This is a genomic window from Mangrovihabitans endophyticus, assembly GCF_014646155.1.
Taxonomy (GTDB): Bacteria; Actinomycetota; Actinomycetes; order Mycobacteriales; family Micromonosporaceae; genus Actinoplanes; species Actinoplanes endophyticus.
Genome location: NZ_BMMX01000069.1, coordinates 1 through 17,676 on the forward strand (window position 1 = coordinate 1; position 17,676 = coordinate 17,676).

14 protein-coding genes are annotated in these 17,676 nt (G+C 73.2%); 6 read left to right on the plus strand and 8 right to left on the minus strand.

The features are described 5' to 3' along the window. Positions 1 to 153 precede the first annotated feature (153 nt). Positions 154 to 1,182 (minus strand): GDP-mannose 4,6-dehydratase, encoded by a 1,029-nt coding sequence (locus IEY73_RS31315; RefSeq protein ID WP_189082964.1) that lies wholly within the window; start codon positions 1,180 to 1,182, stop codon positions 154 to 156. Between the two features lie 178 nt (positions 1,183 to 1,360). Continuing rightward, complete coding sequence (locus IEY73_RS31320) at positions 1,361 to 2,029, minus strand: helix-turn-helix transcriptional regulator (protein WP_229716333.1); 669 nt, start codon at positions 2,027 to 2,029, stop codon at positions 1,361 to 1,363. Between the two features lie 78 nt (positions 2,030 to 2,107). Here IEY73_RS31320 and IEY73_RS31325 point away from each other — a divergent pair, with 78 nt between their 5' ends. Next, positions 2,108 to 2,317, plus strand: coding sequence for a hypothetical protein (locus IEY73_RS31325; RefSeq protein ID WP_189082965.1), 210 nt, complete (start codon positions 2,108 to 2,110; stop codon positions 2,315 to 2,317). A 468-nt stretch (positions 2,318 to 2,785) separates the two neighbouring features. Here IEY73_RS31325 and IEY73_RS31330 read toward each other — a convergent pair whose 3' ends face one another. From IEY73_RS31330 to IEY73_RS31340, 3 genes are all read right to left on the minus strand, one after another. Then, positions 2,786 to 5,473 carry a LuxR C-terminal-related transcriptional regulator gene (locus tag IEY73_RS31330; protein ID WP_189082966.1) on the minus strand — a complete coding sequence of 896 codons (2,688 nt, stop codon included), beginning with the start codon at positions 5,471 to 5,473 and terminating at the stop codon, positions 2,786 to 2,788. Between the two features lie 3 nt (positions 5,474 to 5,476). Next, a complete protein-coding gene (locus IEY73_RS31335; protein ID WP_189082967.1) occupies positions 5,477 to 8,281 on the minus strand; it encodes a hypothetical protein in 2,805 nt (934 codons plus the stop codon). A 142-nt stretch (positions 8,282 to 8,423) separates the two neighbouring features. Continuing rightward, on the minus strand, positions 8,424 to 9,782 hold the full coding sequence (locus IEY73_RS31340; RefSeq protein WP_229716335.1) for an acyl-CoA carboxylase subunit beta: 1,359 nt from the start codon (positions 9,780 to 9,782) through the stop codon (positions 8,424 to 8,426). A gap of 210 nt (positions 9,783 to 9,992) precedes the next feature. On the opposite strand from IEY73_RS31340, the gene IEY73_RS31345 reads away from it, so the two are divergent. From IEY73_RS31345 to IEY73_RS31360, 4 genes are read left to right on the plus strand one after another with little or no spacing between them, the layout of a single operon-like run. Beyond that, the gene (locus IEY73_RS31345; RefSeq protein WP_189082969.1) at positions 9,993 to 10,763 is read left to right on the plus strand and encodes an aminotransferase class IV; all 771 of its coding nucleotides are present in this window, start codon (positions 9,993 to 9,995) and stop codon (positions 10,761 to 10,763) included. A gap of 13 nt (positions 10,764 to 10,776) precedes the next feature. Next, positions 10,777 to 11,613, plus strand: coding sequence for a metallophosphoesterase family protein (locus IEY73_RS31350; protein ID WP_189082970.1), 837 nt, complete (start codon positions 10,777 to 10,779; stop codon positions 11,611 to 11,613). Positions 11,614 to 11,641: 28 nt separating this feature from the next. Beyond that, entirely contained in the window at positions 11,642 to 12,301 is a 660-nt protein-coding gene (locus IEY73_RS31355) for a 4'-phosphopantetheinyl transferase family protein (protein WP_189082971.1), read from the plus strand. Between the two features lie 21 nt (positions 12,302 to 12,322). Next, positions 12,323 to 13,999 carry a sulfatase gene (locus IEY73_RS31360; RefSeq protein WP_229716334.1) on the plus strand — a complete coding sequence of 559 codons (1,677 nt, stop codon included), beginning with the start codon at positions 12,323 to 12,325 and terminating at the stop codon, positions 13,997 to 13,999. A gap of 44 nt (positions 14,000 to 14,043) precedes the next feature. On the opposite strand, the gene IEY73_RS31365 is transcribed toward IEY73_RS31360, so the two are convergent. The 3 genes from IEY73_RS31365 to IEY73_RS31375 all read right to left on the minus strand — a co-directional run bounded on the left by IEY73_RS31365 (position 14,044) and on the right by IEY73_RS31375 (position 16,331). Then, complete coding sequence (locus tag IEY73_RS31365; protein WP_189082972.1) at positions 14,044 to 14,364, minus strand: BON domain-containing protein; 321 nt, start codon at positions 14,362 to 14,364, stop codon at positions 14,044 to 14,046. A 101-nt stretch (positions 14,365 to 14,465) separates the two neighbouring features. Beyond that, the gene (locus tag IEY73_RS31370; RefSeq protein ID WP_189082973.1) at positions 14,466 to 15,653 is read right to left on the minus strand and encodes a CynX/NimT family MFS transporter; all 1,188 of its coding nucleotides are present in this window, start codon (positions 15,651 to 15,653) and stop codon (positions 14,466 to 14,468) included. A 78-nt stretch (positions 15,654 to 15,731) separates the two neighbouring features. Then, positions 15,732 to 16,331, minus strand: a complete 600-nt coding sequence (locus IEY73_RS31375; RefSeq protein ID WP_189082974.1) for a CBS domain-containing protein — start codon at positions 16,329 to 16,331, stop codon at positions 15,732 to 15,734. A 153-nt stretch (positions 16,332 to 16,484) separates the two neighbouring features. Here IEY73_RS31375 and IEY73_RS31380 point away from each other — a divergent pair, with 153 nt between their 5' ends. After that, complete coding sequence (locus IEY73_RS31380; RefSeq protein ID WP_189082975.1) at positions 16,485 to 17,483, plus strand: Acg family FMN-binding oxidoreductase; 999 nt, start codon at positions 16,485 to 16,487, stop codon at positions 17,481 to 17,483. Positions 17,484 to 17,676 lie beyond the last annotated feature (193 nt).

Here is a 17,676-nt window from a genome sequence, read left to right on the forward strand (position 1 = left end):
CGGGGCGCACGGGGCGAGCGCGCGGGGCGCGCGGGGCGCGCGGGGCGAGCGCGCGGGGCGCACGGGGCGAGCGCGGGGTGAAGCGGCGGGCTACGACGAAGCGCGAGGCCCCGGGTTACCGGGGCCTCGCGCTCTCGCCGTCGGGGGACGGTCTTACCAAGCACCGGCCGGCATCAGGTCCGCGTACTCACGCTCGCGCGACACCATCGTCAGGTCGCAGTCCACCATCATCCGCATCAGCTCCGGGAAGTTCACCGTCGGCTTCCACCCCAGCCGCGCGTTCGCGATCGCAGGGTCCGCGCACAGCACCTCCACCTCCGCGGGGCGCACCAGGGCCGGATCGATCACCACATGGTCCTGCCAGTTCAGACCGACGTGCGCGAACGCGATCTCCACCGCGTCACGCACCGAGTGCATCTGCCCGGTGCCGATGACGTAGTCGCCGCCCTCGGGCTGCTGCAGCATCAGGTGCATGGCCCGGACGTAGTCGCCGGCGAAGCCCCAGTCGCGGACCGCCTCCAGGTTTCCCAGATGCAGCTTGTCCTGGAAGCCCTGCTTGATGCGCGCCACCGCGAGCGAGATCTTGCGGGTCACGAACTCCGCGCCGCGGCGCGGAGACTCGTGATTGAACAGCATGCCGGACACCGCGTACATGCCGAAGGATTCCCGGTAGTTGCGGGTGATGAAGTGCCCGTACGCCTTGGCCACCCCGTACGGGCTGCGCGGGTGGAACGGGGTCGACTCGCGCTGCGGCGTCTCCACCGCCTTGCCGAACATCTCCGAGGACGACGCCTGGTAGAAGCGGATCTGGGTGCCGCCGTTGCGGGATGCGCCGAGGCCGCTGACCATGCGGATGGCCTCCAGCACGCGCAGCACGCCCATGCCGTTGATCTCGGTGACCAGTTCGGGCTGCTGCCAGGACATCGGCACGAACGAGATCGCGCCCAGGTTGTACACCTCGTCCGGCTGCACCTTTTCCACGGCGGAGACGAGGCTCGACTGGTCCATCAGGTCACCGTCCACGAAGGACAGCTCGGAGGCCAGGCGGCTGACGCGCACCTTGCGGGGGTTGGCCTGCCCGCGGATCAGCCCCCAGACCTGGTAACCCTCGTTGAGCAGGTGTTCGGCCAGGTATGAACCGTCCTGGCCGGTGATCCCGGTGATTAGCGCACGCCTGGCCATCGTCTTCCCTTCACACACCTCGACCGTCGTCGCAGCGACGGTAGGACCGCGCGACCGGCAGATTCCCTAGATCCCGCCGGCCGGGCTCACTGAACCTCTGTCAACCTGGCATCGAGCCCGCCGGTTTCGTGCCGCCGACCAGTGGCGGCACCTGCCGGCCCCACTACGTTGAAAAAGTTCACTTGATGAAGTCTTCGACCACCTTCGGCGGCCACACACCCACGTTCAGCACGCCCATCGAGTACGCGCGGGAGACCAGAGCGGCGCGGTTGGGCACCTTGAGTTTGCGCAGCAGTCCACTGACGTGGTACTCGACGCCCTGCCGGCTGAGGTAGAGCCGCGAGGCCAGCGGGATGGTGGACAGGCCGGCGGCGATGCCCTCCAGGATCTTGGCGTCGATCTTGCTGAGGATCTTCTTGCGGCCGATCACCGCGGTGTCGGCCACGGTCTGCTGGTCCGCCGGGCGCATGAGAACCAGGACGCCGGTGGCATCCGGCGCGCCGCCCTGCACCGCGACGCCGGTGAGGGTGCCGGTGAGCGGCTCGTCGCCCGGCCGCACCGCGATGACGCGGCTGGCGAACCGGTGGTGCTTGCCCTCCAGCAGGCGGGCGAAGTTGCGCATCACCGGCGCCTGCACGCTGGGGTGGATCAGGTCGGCGAATCGGCGCCCGCACAACTGCGCGGAGGTCTCCCCGAAACGGCGGAAGAATTCCGTGTTGGCGTGCCGGATCGCCAGCGTACGGTCCAGATGTGCCATGCAGACGCCGGGGCCGTCCGTGTGCAGTTCGTCGCCCCCAGCGCCGTGGGACATGCCCTCCGGCTGGTGCGTCATAGGTGCGGAAAACACGATGAGCCTCCATCGACTTTGGGCGTCAGCATTTGTCCCCCGTACCGACGCGCGTCAGAAGGCTCCGGCTTTACACCGGTGAAGTCCCGCAGCGTCGGGCTCGATCCGGCGAAAGCCTGCATCGCCCGCTTTGCCGATGTCAAACATCGGCGACCGTCATTCGGGCGTCACTGCGGCGGTCCGGGCAAGGGTTCGGAGGCCGACGGCGAAGGCGCACCGTACGGTTCGGACACCGGCACCGGGTTCGGTACGCACGACGGCAATATTTTCCCAGTTCAGATGGGGTGAAGTCGGGCCACCGAACCCACCGAACCGAAACCGAACCACACCGCTCCGTACCTTACGCTGCGCCGATTGAGCCGTTACCTTGCGCCGAAGAATATCGATCTTAATGAAAGATCAGAGGCGTGATATCGATGGTGCCGTGTGGGGCTGCGATGCCCATTCGGTCACCCGATCCGGCAGTAACGGTCATGCCAGAATGCGACGCCGACCGATTTCCTGGCCCGTGGGTCCGGCCGTGGTTAAGAGCGTATTAAGAATGAGCGCCGCGCGAAAGATCGGAGTGGCTGAAAGTGGCCAGGACCACCGTCGCGATTCGACTCGGCCGAACGGCCAGGTGTTGCCCGCGCGCCGGTTGTTGATTGCCCGAAAGACTGAACCTTTTCACCGTGGCGAGGCCGGCAGATGCCGCCGCTGGTCGACGGCGCGCAACTGACGGGCTCGATGCCAGGTTGAAAAGGTTCGCTAGGGAGATCAGGCGCCGGTCAGCGATTCCACCAGTTCCGCGCGCCCGGAGACGCCGAGCTTGCGATAGCAACTGGTGAGGTGTTTCTCGACCGCGCGGCGGCTGACGCCCAGCATCGCGGCGATCTCCTGGTTGGTCAGCCCGCGGGCGACCAGGGAGGCGACCAGCCGTTCCGTCTTGGTCAGCGCGCTGTCCGCGGTGACCGGATGGGCGGCGACCGTGGCGCCGGCCAGCCAGGGCACCCCGCAGGAGCTTGCCAGGGCGGTCCCCTCGCGGCCCGCGGCCACGCCCTCGGCCGCGTCCGGGGCGGTGCGGCTCAGCGCCAGCAGCGCCCGCGCCAGTTCGAGTTCGTTTGCCGAGCGGCGCAGCACCGCGACCGCCTCGCGCAGCAGTTCCAAGCCGCGCGGCCCGCCCTCCATCTGGCCTTTGACCCGCAGCACCCGGCCCAGCGAGGCGGGCGCGCCCCAGGACAACGCGCCAGCGTGCTCCTCGTCGAGCAGGGTGGCCGCGCCGGACCGGTCGCCAAGCCGGTGCCGCAGCACCGCCGCGTGCACCCGCCACGGCAGCAGCGCCACGCTGCGCCAGCCCGCGTCCCGCAGCCGGGCGCCGCAGTCCAGCAACGTCTCCAGCGCCTCGTCCGGGCGTCCCTGCTGCGCCATGCTGTGCGCACGGACCATGTCCACGGTGGCGCTCAGCGACGGGGAGCTACGCTCCAGCCGGTCCGCCACGTTCGCCGCGAGGGCGCCGTCGTGCATCTCCACGGCCGCCCAGGCGAGCGCGCCGAGCGCCAGCGTCTCGGTCTCCGAGCCCGCGACGGCCAGGTGCGCCGCCCGTTCCGCGCTGGTGCGGGCGGCGACCACCCGCCCGCGGCCGAGATGCACGTACGCGCGAAGGGCGTCGATGCGGTTCTCCGCCGCGGCCGGCAGCCGCAGGCCCACCGGGTCGGCACCCACCGACAGCCACCGGCTCGCGGCGCCCAGGGCGTCCGCCGCGGTCAGGGCGAGCACGGTGAGCGCCACGGTGGCCTGCGGGTGGGCGGAGCGCAGCGTCTCGTGTTGCAGGATCCGTTCGCCCAGCGGCGCGATGGCCGCGGCCGGCAACCGTCCGGTCACCACGGCGGCGTGCAGCAGCACCGCGATGAGCTGGCGCTCGGCGGCCGAGTCCAGCGGCGACACCGCGCCCAGCGCCCGCAGCCGGGCCAGGGCGAGATCCAGTTCGGCCGGGTCGGCCAGTCCGATGTGGCGTAACCGGGCCTCCAGGCCCAGTGCGGCGGCGCGGGCCGGGGCGTCCGACGCGGCCGGATCACCGAGGTCGCGCGCCACCCGGCGGAACAGGTCCGCCACCGGTGGCCGGGCGCAGCCCAGCACCGTGGGCGTGATGCGCAACGCCGCCGCGGCGCGGTCCCGGGGGGTGTCGAACAGCGGCACCGCCTGATCGACCAGACGCTCCGCGTCGGCCGGTTCGCGGTCGCGCTGCGCGGCGGCGAGATCCAGCAGCAGCCAGGCGCGGTCCGGTCCCATGCCGGAGCAGTCCAGCAACGCCCGCCGCAGGTAGTCCACCGCGACGTCGGGCGCGCCGCGGTGCCGGGCGGACGCCGCGGCGGCCCGCAGCACCTCGACCGACCACGTCAGGCGCAGCGCGGGCACCGCCATGAGCTGCCGGGCCACCTGCTCGGAGGGGTGGCCGCGGCGGTACAGCAGTTCCGCGGCGGCCTGATGGGCGCGCAGCCGCTCGGCCATGGGCATGTCGAACTCGACCGCCGAGCGTCCCGCCGGATGGGTGAAACGCGGGTGGCCGTCGGCGGTGACCAGGCCCAGTTCACGCAGTGCCCGCAGCCCGGTGCCCACCTCGACCGCGTCGGCGCCGGCGAGCGGGCCGAGCAACGCCTCGTCGGCGTCGTCGCCCAGCACGGCGATGGCCGCCGCCACGGAGCGCACCGGGGCGGGCTGCCCGGCGATCACCGCCAGCAACCTGTCCCGCAGCGGCGCCGGGCACACCGCGCCCACCCGGCCGGCATGCTCGGCGTCCGGCGGCAGCGCGGTGGACACCACGTGTTCGGCCAGCGCGGTGAGGATGAGCGGGTTGCCGCCGGCCGCCGCGTGACACGCGGTCAGGAACTCCGCGGCGGCGGTGGCGCCGATGGACTCGTGCAGCATCCGCCGCGCCGCCGGTGCGGACAGCGGCGCCGGACGCAGCACCGCGTCGGCGGACTCGGTCAGCTCGCGCACCAGCGGATGCCCGCTGCGCACGTCGCCGTCGCGGACCGCGCCGACCACCAGCAGCCGGAGCCCGTGCCTGCGCGCACTCACCTGTGTCAGCCAGGCCAGCGTCGGCTCGTCGGCATCCTGCATGTCGTCGATCGCCAGCAGCACCGGGCCGGCGGCGCTGAGCCGGGTCAGCAGGGCGTGCGCGGCCGCCTCGACGGCCGGGGCCCCGCCGGGCGTGGCTCGCAGGCCGCCGGTGTTGCGCTCGGGCTCGACGAGCTGGCGCAGCACGCCGTACGCGAGATCGTGCTCGCCCGGCGACCCGGCCGCCCGCAGCACTCCGACGTCCGGATCGGCGGGCAGTTCGCGCAGCAGCGCGGATCGCCCGGCACCCACCGGTCCGCGCACCATCAGAAGTTCCGGCCGGCCGGCCCGCGCCGAGGTGAGGCCGGCGCCGATCCGGGTCAGCTCGGCCGCACGTTCGAGCAGCATGGATCATCCGCTCCCGGCGGCTTGGATGAGGGCCCGCAACTCGGTGCGCCCACCCAGCCGCATGGCCTTGTAGACCCGGCTCAGCCGCAACTCCACGGTACGTTCGGAGACCGAGAGCAGAGTGGCGATGTGCCGGTTGCGGTTGCCGCGCCCGGCCAGCATCGCGGTGATCCTGTCACTTTCGGACAGTGCCGCCCACGCCGGGTGCAACAGCAACCGGTCCGGTGCGCCCGCGGAGGCGGCCAGCGCCTGCCGGGGGGTACGCCGGTTCAGCACCTCGCGCAGCGGTTCCCGCAGCGGGTTCAGGCGCTGGGCGAGCCGCCCGGCCGGGCAGGACGAGGCCACCTCTTCGGCGGCGGTGAGTGAGTGCAACGCGGCTTCCCGGTCGCCGTGGGCGAACTGCCCGTGCGCCAGTTCCGCCATCGCCCAGCCGAGCATCAGCCGTCCCGGCGAGCGGCGCAGCAGGCTGACAGCCTCGCGCATGTCGTCCCCGCCCGGCGCACCACCGGCCACGGTGGCGCCGGACAGGCGCAGCCGGTTGACCTCCGCCCAGCCGATCGCGCCCGGCGCGCCCCAGCGGCCGGCCAGTTCGGCCTCCTCGGCCGCGATGGACCGGGCCCGGTCCAGGTCACCGACCCGCACTGCGGCCTCCATCGCCAGCGAGCGCCAGGGCAGCAGAGCCGGGTTCAGCCAGCCCTGCCGCACCATGGCACGCCCGCAGTGCTGCAGCACCGCCGCCGCATCCGCGGCCCGATCGGCCATGAGGGCGGTGAGCGCCCGCGCGAACAACAGGAACGGCCAGTACGGACCTTCCTCGGCGCCGGCCGGCACGGCTCCCGCGGCCAGCTCGGCCGCCACCTGCTCGCGCCCGGACTCCACCTCGATCAGGATCCGCACGGTGAGCAGTTGCGGCACGGCGAGCGGGTGCCAGCTTGTCGGGGGTAGCGCGTGTTGCGCGTCGTGCGCGTCGCGGGCGGCCAGGTCCAGCCGGCCGCGGCGCAGGTGGCACTCGGCACGGGCCGCCAGCACCCGCCCCAGCGCCGCCGCGGCGTGCCCGCCGCCCAGGCCGCGGGCGAGCCGGTCCATGCCGGCCGCCGCCTCGGTGAGCTCGTCGGCGAGCATCAGCGCCCGGCAGGCCGCCAGGCGCGGCATCACCTCGTCGGCGTCGGAGCGCAGCGCCGCACGGGCCAGTGTGCGGGCGGCCTCCCGGCGCACGCCGCGCACCGCGAGGCTCCAGGCTCGCACCCCGGCCTGGGCGGGCGCCGACGGCCGCTCGGGCAGCACCGGCATGGCCGGCACGGCCAGCTCAGCCGGGTGCGAGCGCAGTTCGTCGGCGAGCGCGCCCAGCGCGATCAGATCCTCGCGCACCTCGGCGCCGGTGCGGGCGAGCGCCTGCAGCACCGCGCGGCGGGCCTGGTCCGCGTCGCCGCGCGCGAGGCAGAGGTCGACCGCGCGCAGCACCGTCCGGGGGGCGCAGGTGCCCACCGTCTGCGCGATGTCGGCGAGCCGGCGGTCGCTGGCCTCCGGCGCGTCGACCGCTTCCACGCCGGCCAGTTCCACGCCGATGTGCGCGCGCAGTTCGGGGCGCAGCGGCTCGGTCAGCGCCCGGGACAGGTGCGCGCGGGCACGGTCGTAGCTGCCACGCCGGTACAGCGCGGCGGAGCTCTGCCGCAGCCGGTGCACCGCCCATCGGGCGCCCACCGGCCGGGCCCGCAGCAGCAGCCCGGCGACCTGTTCATCGTCGGCCCCGGCCCGGTGCGCCAGCTCCGCCGCTCGCGCGTAGAGGTCGCCGCGCACCTCGGCGGACATGCCGTCGAGCAGGCGGGCGCCGACCTGGGGGGCCACCACAGTCAGCCGGTCGCCGGCGGAGGCGGTGAGACCGCACGACTCCAGCACCGACCGCATCCGGGCCGCGCTCATCGCGAACGGTTCGACAAGGGCGTAGACCAGCGGCAGGTCCAGCAGGCCGTCGCAGACCGTCAGGGCGCGCAGCACCGCGGTCACCGCCGGGGGCAGCTCACGCAGCATGAAATCGGTGTGCTCGGCCCACGCCGAGGAGGCCGCCGCGGTCAGCGCCGGGACCTGCGCGGCGACCGGATCCCGGCGGCCCGCGTGGAACACCCGCAGCATGTCATTCAGCACGTCCGGGCTGCCCGCGCTGAGCCGGGCCGCCGACGCGGCGAACTCGTCGTCCGGGGCGACGCCGCAGGTCATCTCGACGAGGCGGGACACCCCCGCCGCGGTGAGCGGGAGCAGCTCCAGGCCGTTGACCGGGACCTGGTCGCGCAACGCCTGCACGCCCAGCCAGTCGGCCTCCTCGGCCATGTGCAGGCCGCCGAACATCACCGCGACCGGCAGGCCGGGCAGCCGACGCGCCAGCGAGCGCAGCCATCCCCGGGAGTCGTCGTCCAGCCAGCGGGAGTCGCGGATCACCAGCAGCGCGGGCCGGTCCCGCAGCGCGGCAACGGCCTCGTGCAGGCCGGGCGGCGCACCGGTCTGCGGGGCGCTGTCCGCCACGCCGGCATCGAACGGCCGTCCACCGGTCAGGTCGGTCACGATCCGCTCGGCCGCGGCGAACGGCCGCCCGCGGTCGGCGTGGCCGGCCCGTGCGGTCAGCACGGGCATGTCGCGGTCAGCGGCGGCGGCCATGGTGTGTCGCAGCAACGCGAACTGCCCGTTGCCGCAACGGCCGGACAGCACGGCAACCGAGGCGTGCCCCTGCTTGGCCTCGTCCAGCATGGCGGTGAGTTGCCGCAGGCACGCCTGGCGCTCGATCAGGGCCAGGTCTGCGTTCGCGCTGCCGGTCACCGGGTGACCGGCGCGCGGCAGACCATCGCGTCCGTGCCGTGCGTCACCCGTCAATCATGATCACATCCGGTCGGACACGGAACCCGTAGATGACCCGAATAGACAGGGGAAAGGTCATACTATTAGGGGTTGACACGGTCCCCTAGAGGGGGATGTTCCCGTGTGCACCCCTCGCCGCCGGGGCCTCGGCGACCGCCTCGGCGACCTTCAGGCGCGTCTCGGCGGGCGTGATCACCTCGTCGATCAAGCCCAGCTCGACGGCCCGGTCCACGCCACCGGCCACGCGCTCGTGCTCGGCGATCAGCCGCGCCTCCAGCTCGCCGCGGGTCTCCGGCGGCTCGGCCGCCAGTTCACGGCGCTTGAGGATGCCCACCGCCGCCTTGGCGCCCATCACCGCCACCTCCGCGTCCGGCCAGGCCAGCACCCGGGTGGCGCCCAGCGACCGGGAGTTCATCGCGATGTAGGCGCCGCCGTACGACTTGCGCAGCACCAGCGTCACCCGCGGCACCACCGCCTCGGCGAAGGCGTGCAGCAACTTGGCCCCGCGGCGCACCACCCCGCCCAACTCCTGGTCCACGCCGGGCAGGTAGCCCGGCACGTCGACCAGCACCACCAGCGGGATCCCGAAGGCGTCGCAGAGCCGCACGAAGCGGGCCGCCTTCTCCGCCGACAACGAGTCCAGGCAGCCGCCCTTGCGCAGCGGGTTGTTCGCCACCACGCCGACCGTGCGCCCGGCCAGCCGCCCCAGCCCGATCACCACGTTCGGCGCCCACTTGGCCTGCAACTCCTCGAACGAGTCGCTGTCCAGCACGGCCTTGGCCACCGGCCGTACGTCGTACGCCCGGCGCACGTTGTGCGGCAACGCCTCCACCGGCATGCCGGAGGCCGCCGCGCTCAGATCCACCCGGCCGGGCCGCGCGAACAGCGTGACCAGCCGGCGGCAGCGCCGGTAGGCGTCCGCCTCGTCGGCCGCGATCACATGCGCCACGCCGGAGTGCTTGCCGTGCGCCACCGGGCCGCCCAGGCCCTCCTGGTCGATGTCCTCGCCGGTCACCGACCGCACCACGTCCGGCCCGGTGACGAAGATCCGGCCGGCCTTGCTCATGATCACCAGATCGGTGAGCGCCGGCCCGTACGCGGCACCGCCGGCCGCCGGGCCGACCACCACCGAAAGCTGCGGCACCTGGCCGGACGCCCGCACCATGGCCGCGAAGACCTGACCCACGCCGTCCATCGACTGCACGCCTTCGGCCAGGCGGGCGCCTCCGGAGTGCCAGATGCCCACCACCGGGCAACGGTGCGTCACCGCCAGATCGATCGCGGCTGCGATCCGGGCGCAGCCGGCCGCGCCCATCGCCCCACCCATCCGGGTGCCGTCGGTGCAATAGACGATGACGTCGGCGCCGTCGATGCGGCCCCGCACGGTCAGCACGCCCAGGTCGTCCGGCTCGTGCAGAGCCGTGACGGTGCCCGCGTCCAGCAGTTGGCCGGCGCGCGCCATCGGGTCGCGCGGATCCGCCGCGGCAGCCGGCGCCGCCGTGGCCGGGCGCGCCGCGCCGTGATTGAGGACCGCCGTCATGGCCCCGCCCTTTCGCTCGGCTGTTGGGTACGGTCATGCAACGGCATATGCCGATAGGCGAATTGCTAGATTCCCCCGGCCAGAGACGTGCGGGTCGGCGGGGACCGGGTGCCGGATGTCAGACTGGCGGCCATGACCGCGACGGCCACGACCACGATGGAGAGCCTGGCGCTCACCAATTACGGGCATTTCACCACGATGCTCGTGGAGGACGGGCGGGTTCGCGGCCTCGGCCTGCACCTGGACCGGCTGACCGCCGACTGCGCCGCACTGTTCGGCGCGCGGCTGTCGCCGGACCGGGTGCGCGCGGAGATCGCCGCCGCGGTCGCCGGCACGCCCGGCCCGGTGACCGTCCGTGTCACCGTCGTCGACCCGGCTCTGCCGCTGGCCCGCCCGGCGGCGGCCGGCACCCCGCAGCTTCTGGTCACCACCCGGCCGGCCGGCCCGCACGACCCGCCGCCGGTGCGGGTGCGCACGGTCCGCTATGAGCGGGACGTCCCGCAGGTCAAGCACACCGGCCTGTTCGGGCCGCTGCACCAGCGCCGGCGCGCCCAGCAGGACGGCTACGACGACGCGCTGTTCCTCGACGCCGACGGGCTGGTCAGCGAGGGCGTGACCTGGAACATCGGGTTCTTCGACGGGGACACCGTGATCTGGCCGTTGGCCGACGCGCTGCCGGGGGTGACCATGCGGCTGATCGAGCGGGCCTACGACGGCCCGCAGCGGCGCGAGCCGGTCGGCATCTCCCAGTTGCCCGCGATGGCCGCCGCGTTCACCACCAACGCCGCCGTCGGCATCCGGGCGGTCGCCGCCGTCGACACGGTCGGCTTCGACCCCGGTCACCCCGTCCTCGACGCCCTGCGCCGGCGGTACGCGCAGGTGGCGCCGGAACCCCTCGTCTGATCAGGAGGAATCGTTGCCGGGCTCCCTGTACGCGGTCAGCGACCTGCACGTCTCCTATGCGGAGAACCGGCGGATCGCGGACACCCTGCGGCCCGAGAGCCCCGACGACTGGCTCATCGTGGCCGGCGACGTCGGGGAGATCGCGGCCGACATCGAAGCCACCCTGGCCACCCTGCGCGAGCGGTGGTCCACGGTCATCTGGGCGCCGGGCAACCACGAGCTGTGGTCGCATCGCAACGACCCGCTGACGTTGCGCGGCGAACACCGGTACCGGCACCTCGTCGAACGATGCCGCAGCATCGACGTGCTCACCCCGGAGGACGAGTACGCGGTGTGGCCCGGACCGGACGGCCCGGTGGTCATCGCCCCGCTGCTGGTGCTCTACGACTACTCGTTCCGCGCGCCCGGCACCACCAGCAAGGAGGAGTCGCTGAAGGTCGCGTACGACTCCGGCGTGGTGTGCACCGACGAGATGCTGCTGCACCCGGACCCGTACCCGGATCGCGAATCGTGGTGTCACGCCCGCGTGGTGGAGACCGAGCGGCGCCTGTCCGCCGTCGACCCCGCCCTGCCGACCGTGCTGGTCAGCCACTGGCCACTGGTCCGGCAGCCGACCGACGTCCTGTACTTCCCGCAGTTCGCCCAGTGGTGCGGCACCGAGCGCACCGCCGACTGGCACATCCGGTTCCGGGCCGCCGCCGCGGTCTACGGGCACCTGCACATCCCCCGCACCACGCACTACGACGGGGTGCGCTTCGAAGAGGTGTCGCTCGGCTATCCCCGCGAGTGGGGCCGCCGGTCCGCTCCCCCGGCGCTGCCGCGACGCATCCTGCCCGAGGCCGCCGCATGAAGCCGGGCCGCCGTACCGGGGCGGGCGCATGATCGAAGCGCTGCTGCCGACCGCGGTGATCGCCGTCGAAGCCTTCGAGGACATTCCCGGCGAGGCCGTCTTCCCCGGCGAGGAGGACCTGGTGGCGAACGCCGTCGAAGGCCGCCGCCGGGAGTTCGTCACCGCCCGCCGCTGCGCGCGCGAGGCGCTGTCCCGGCTGGGTCACCGGCCGGCGCCCATCCGGCCCGGCCCCAAGCGCGAGCCGGGCTGGCCGGCCGGCGTGGCCGGCAGCATCACCCACTGCGCCGGTTACCGGGCCGCCGCGGTGGCCCCGGTGGACGCGGTGGCCGGCGTGGGCATCGACGCCGAACCCAACGGTCCGCTGCCCGACGGGGTGGAGGAGAGCATCGCACTGCCCGCCGAGCGGGCCATGCTCGCCGACCTCGCCCGCGCCCGGCCGGCCACGCACTGGGGGCGGCTGCTGTTCAGCGCGAAGGAGTCGGTCTACAAGGCGTGGTACCCGCTGACCGGGCGCTGGCTCGGCTTCGAGGACGCGCACCTGACCATCGACGCCGATGCCGGCACGTTCCGGGCACAGTTGCTGGTCGACGGGAGCCGGACCGGCGGCGGCCCGCCGCTGACCGTGCTGAGTGGCCGGTTCCTGTCCGCGCGCGGACTGGTCGTGACCGCGGTGACGGTATTGAACTGACGGCCGCCGCCGTCCGTGTTCGTGAGCGTGCCGTTCCCCCGATTCGCTGTGCCCCGGCGCTGGCGCGCCCGCACGCTCACCGCCCTCGCCGCCCTGGTCGTCTTCCTCGCCCTGATCGCGCCGAATCTGATCAGCAGGCTGACCGCGCCCGCCGGATACCTGCGCATCCCGGTCGAGGGGTTCCTCGGCGTCGCGCTGATGCTCGTGCTGCCCGCGCGGGCACGCCGGATCACCGCCGGGGTGCTCGGCGCGGTCCTCGGGGTGCTGACCGTGATCAAGATCGTCGACATGGGGTTCTTCGAGACCCTGGCGCGCCCGTTCGACGTGATCCTCGACTGGTCGCTGTTCGACGACGCGTACGACTTCCTGGTCGAGTCGGCCGGCCGGGCCGGTGCGCTCGGCGCGCTGATCGCGGTGGCGCTGCTCGCGCTCGCGGTGCCCGCGCTGACCACGGTGTGCGCGATCCGGGTGGCCGGCGCGGTGGGCCGGCACCGGACCGCGTCGCTGCGGGGCGCCCTCGCCGCCGCGCTCGCCTGGCTGCTGTGCTTCCTGCTCGGCGCGCAGATCAGCCCCGGCGTGTCGGTCGCCGCCCGGAGCACGGCCATGTACGCGTACGACCGGGTCCTCGCGGCACGCGACGGGCTGCGCGACGAGCGGGAGTTCACCGCGGACGTGGCCGTCGACCCGTACCGGGACATGCCCGCGGACCGGCTGCTCGCCGGGCTGCGCGGCAAGGATGTGATCTTCGCCTTCGTGGAGAGTTACGGCCGGTCCGCGGTGCAGGATCCGCGGATGGCGCCGCGGGTCGACGCGGTGCTGGACGCGGGGACCAAGCAGTTGCGGGCCGCCGGTTACGCCTCGCGCAGCGCCTTCCTCACCTCGCCCACCTTCGGCGGCGGAAGCTGGCTGGCCCACTCCACGTTCCTGTCCGGGGTGTGGATCAGCAACCAGCAGCGGTACCGCAACCTCACCTCCGGCGACCGGCTCACCCTGACCAGCGCCTTCGGCAAGGCCGGGCACGAGACGGTCAGCGTCATGCCGGGCGCCACGCGGGCCTGGCCGGAGGGGTCGTTCTACGGGTACGACCGGGTGTGGGACTCGCGCAATCTGGGGTACCGCGGGCCGAAGTTCAGCTGGGCCCCGATGCCCGACCAGTACACCATGTCGGCGTTCGAGAGCCGCGAGTTCGCCCGTCCCGGCCGCGGGCCGTTGATGGCCGAGATTCCGCTGGTGTCCAGCCACACCCCGTGGGCGCCGATTCCGCATCTGGTGGGCTGGGACGAGGTGGGTGACGGCTCGGTCTTCGCGGGCATCGCGGCGCAGGCGAAAAAGCCCGGCTCGGTGTGGAAGGACCCGGAGGCGATCCGCACCGAGTACCGCAAGTCCATCGAGTATTCGCTCGGCACCCTGATCAGTTGGATGAGCCGGTACGGCGGGGACGACACGGTGCTGGTGTTCCTCGGCGACCACCAGCCGTCCCCGATCGTGGTGGGCGACGGGGCCAGCCACGACGTGCCGATCTCACTGGTCGCCAAGGATCCCGCGGTGCTGGACCGGATCGCCGGCTGGGGCTGGCAGGACGGCCTGCGCCCGGGGCCGCAGGCGCCGGTGTGGCGGATGGATGCCTTCCGCGACCGGTTCCTGGGCGCTTTCTCCGCCCCGCCGGGCACCCGGGTGCAGGCGCAGGCGCGCCGGTAGCCAGGGGGCCGGTATCAGAGCACCGGATATCAGGGGGCCGGCGGTCAGGCGTCGGTGGTCAGCATGTTGCAGACGTCGTAGACGCCGGGCGTGGCCCAGGCCTGCCGCCCGGCGGCGTCCTTGGACTCGGCCGTGTCCACGTTGCCCTCCAGGATCACCACGCAGTTCTGGACCGTCACCTGCACCCGCCGCCCGCGGATGGTGGTATCCGCGACGAGGCGCTCGGCAACGCCCTCGACCAGGGCCTCATCCACTTCGTCCAGGTAGGACCACGGCGGCGTCTCGCTCATCGTGGGGTCGTCGCGTTCGTCGTGCTGGAGCCGGCGATCGTCGCCGTCTTCCCACTGCGGCCAGACCGGATACATGGGTCCTCCCTCCTCGTGCCGCATGCCACGCTTCACCGCGCATGTCGCGACGGTCCCCCGGCTACATGACGGTTGCGTGACAACCGGATCAGCCGGCCGGCTCAGACCTGCCGGTCGCGTCCGGCCGCGATGCCGGCCAGCATCTGCGGGATCATCAGCCCCACCATCAGCGCCAGCGGCAACCGCCAGCCGCCCGCGGCGTCATGCAGCACGCCGACCAGCAGCGGTCCCGGAATCGCGATCAGGTAACCGACACCCTGGGCAAACGCGGACAGACGGACCACCGTGGCCGGGGTGCGACCGCGCAGCCCGATCAGCGTGAGCGCCAGCGGGAAGGCGCAGTTGACCACGCCGAGCAGCACCGCCCAGACCCACGGCACCACGGCCGGCCACAGCGTCAGGCCGCCGTACCCGGCCAGCCCGAACACGCCCAGCGCCGCCGCGATGCCGCTCTGGCTGCGTCGCCGCCCGGCCGCCGCGGCCAGCAGGAACGACAGCGGCACACCGAGGAACGAGGTGACCGCGAACAGCACGCCGGCACTCTCGGCGGAGAGGCCGGCGTCCCGGTAGATCTGCGGCAGCCACCCGATGATCACGTACGCCGAGGTCGACTGCATGCCGAAGTACAGCGCCAGCGCCCAGGCGATGGGTTGACGGATGAGCCGCACCTCGATCGCCGTGGTCTCCGGTGGCGCTGATCGATCGCGGTCACGGGCCAGCAGGAGCCATGGTGGCACCGCGAGCACCGCGACCGCCGCCCACGACGCCAGCCCGAGCCGCCAGTCGCCGAACGCCTGGCTCAGCGGCACGGTGGTCGCGGCGGCGGTGGTGGCGCCGACGTTCAGCGCCACCGAGTACAGGCCGGTCATCGTGCCGACGCGGTCCGGGAAACGGTCCTTGACCACCATCGGGAGCAGCACGTTCACCACCGCGATGCCGGCCAGTGCCAGCAGGCTGAGCAGGACGAACACCGCCGCCCCCGGTGCGTACGGGCGGGTCGCCAGGCCGGCCGTCAGCACCACCAGGCCGGTCGCGATCACCGCCGACGTGCCGAACCGGCGGGCCAGCCGCGGGGCTGCGAAACCCACCGTGGCGAAGCACAGCACCGGCACCGAGGTGAGCAGGCCCGCCTCGGCTCCGCTCATGTGCAGGCCGGCCCGGATCTCGGCGAGCACCGGACCCACGCTCGTCACCGCGAGGCGCAGGTTGACGGCCGCCAGCAGCAACGCCACGGCGGCGAACGCCGTGCCGCGGGCGCTCCGATGTCGGTGGTCGTCGGCGGTCACCATGTCGATCATCATGATGCGCCGGGGCCCGGTGATGCGCGCCGACGTGCGCGTTCTCACGTCGGCGCGGCCCGACTTCGCCTATTCCTCCGTCACCGCCGCCACTCCCGGCACGGTGCGCGCGAGCACCGCCACCACGGTCCGTTCGGTGTCGTCGGTGTAGTCGCCGTCGATGCGCACGACACCGTCCGACACGACCACGGTCCACCGGCGGCGGCCGTCCGCGTACTCGTCGAGCCGGTGCTGCACCTCGCCGGCCAGCACTTCGTCGGTGCGCACCATGACGCGCAGGATGTCGCGGCGGCTGACGATGCCGACCACCACGCCGTCCTCGACGACCGGCATGCTGCGCACGTCATGCCGCAGCATCCGCTCGGCCACATCGGCGACGTCGGCGCCGGGCCGGGTCGTGTACGGTTCACCGGCCATCACCTCGGCGACGATCCCCGGCCGTCGCGGCGCCGTGGCGTACGGCTGGCGCACCAGGTGGGCGGTCGGGTCCGCGGGCACCCGGTGAAAGAGCAGATCCCCCTCCGAGACCATGCCGACGAGCGCGCCCGCCTCGTCGAGCACCGGCAACGCGGTCACCCCGTGCTCGGCCATCAGCCGCGCGGCGACCTCCACCGGTTCGCCCCGGCGCACGGTGTGCACCGGGCTGGTCATGATGTCCTTGGCCCGCATGACCGCTCACTCCCCCTCTCGCCTCGCCGTCGGCCCCTCTCGCCTCGCCGTCAGCCTCGCCCCGGACCACCCCCGCGGGACAGGGCCATTCGGCCTTGATGAGGCGTCCGGTGGCCTGCCACCGTGAGGGTGAGCGACTTGCGGAGGTGCCCCATGAACGCCCCGTCGAACCCGGTCACCCGGGCCGAGGCCCAGACCGCCCTGGAGGCGGCGTCCCGCGCCGCGCTGCGCGCCCCTTCGGTGTTCAACACCCAGCCGTGGGCCTGGCGCATCGCCGGTGACGTCATGGAACTGTCCACCGACCCGCAGCGCCGGCTCGGGGTGACCGATGCCGAGGGCCGGCTGTTGCTGCTTAGCTGCGGGGGCGCGCTGCACCACGCCCGGATGGCGCTGGCCGCCGAGGGCTGGCAAGCCGACGTGCAGCGGCTGCCCGAGGAGCAACGACCGGACCTGCTGGCCCGCATTCGCCTCACCGGTCGCGGGGCGGCCGACCCGGTGGCGGCCGGGTTGGTCGCCGCGATCAGCCGCCGGCGCACCGACCGGCGGGCGTTCGGCGAGCGGCAGGTAAGCGACGAGACGCTGACTTTGCTGCGCCGACGGGTCGAGGAGGAGGGCGCCTACCTGCACGTGGTGCCCGACGACCGGGTGCCGGAATTGGCCGTGTCGGTGGACGAGGCCGCCGACGCGGAGTTCTTCGACCCGGCGTACCGCAGCGAGTTGACCCGCTGGACGAGCCGTCCGGCGTGGACCGGTGACGGCGTGCCGCCGGCCACCGCGGTGCAGCCCGGACTGCGCCGCGTGCCGATGCGCAACTTCCTGCCGGACGGGTCACCGGGTCTGCTGCCCGGCGCGGACCACGACGAGGGCGCCGCCTACGTGATCCTCTTCGGCACCGGCGACCGGCCGGTCGACCTGCTGCGCGCCGGTGAGGCGATGTCGGCGCTGCTGCTGGCGGCGACGGCCGAGCACATCGCCACGGCCCCGATCAGCGAGGCGGTCGAGGTAGCCTGGCCGCGCCGCCTGCTGGCACGGTTGCTGTCCGGCGTCGGCGAGCCGTACTTGATCGTCCGGCTGGGCTACGTGGAGGACGACACGGCATTGCCGGCCACCCCGAGGCGAGCCGCAGGCGAGGTCATCCACATAGACGAGTAACCCACCCCACCCCACCCCCAACCACCCACCCGTCCCGCCCACCCCACCACCCCGTCGATCTTGGACTTTGCGTGCCCGAATAGCACCACTTCACCCCGTTACGCCGGAACAGTAAGTTCAAGATCTGTGAGTGTTGGTGTCAAGTGGTGGCTTGGAGGGTGCGCCAGATTTGGCGGGCTATGTAGCGTTTGAG

Bases quoted from the DNA above. Each gene is read 5' to 3' on its own strand.
- IEY73_RS31315 (WP_189082964.1), bottom strand. From the start codon at position 1,182: ATGGCCAGGCGTGCGCTAATCACCGGGATCACCGGCCAGGACGGTTCA.
- IEY73_RS31330 (WP_189082966.1), bottom strand. From the start codon at position 5,473: ATGCTGCTCGAACGTGCGGCCGAGCTGACCCGGATCGGCGCCGGCCTC.
- IEY73_RS31340 (WP_229716335.1), bottom strand. From the start codon at position 9,782: ATGGCGCGCGCCGGCCAACTGCTGGACGCGGGCACCGTCACGGCTCTG.
- IEY73_RS31345 (WP_189082969.1), top strand. From the start codon at position 9,993: ATGACCGCGACGGCCACGACCACGATGGAGAGCCTGGCGCTCACCAAT.
- IEY73_RS31355 (WP_189082971.1), top strand. From the start codon at position 11,642: ATGATCGAAGCGCTGCTGCCGACCGCGGTGATCGCCGTCGAAGCCTTC.
- IEY73_RS31365 (WP_189082972.1), bottom strand. From the start codon at position 14,364: ATGTATCCGGTCTGGCCGCAGTGGGAAGACGGCGACGATCGCCGGCTC.
- IEY73_RS31370 (WP_189082973.1), bottom strand. From the start codon at position 15,653: ATGGTGACCGCCGACGACCACCGACATCGGAGCGCCCGCGGCACGGCG.
- IEY73_RS31375 (WP_189082974.1), bottom strand. From the start codon at position 16,331: ATGCGGGCCAAGGACATCATGACCAGCCCGGTGCACACCGTGCGCCGG.
- IEY73_RS31380 (WP_189082975.1), top strand. From the start codon at position 16,485: ATGAACGCCCCGTCGAACCCGGTCACCCGGGCCGAGGCCCAGACCGCC.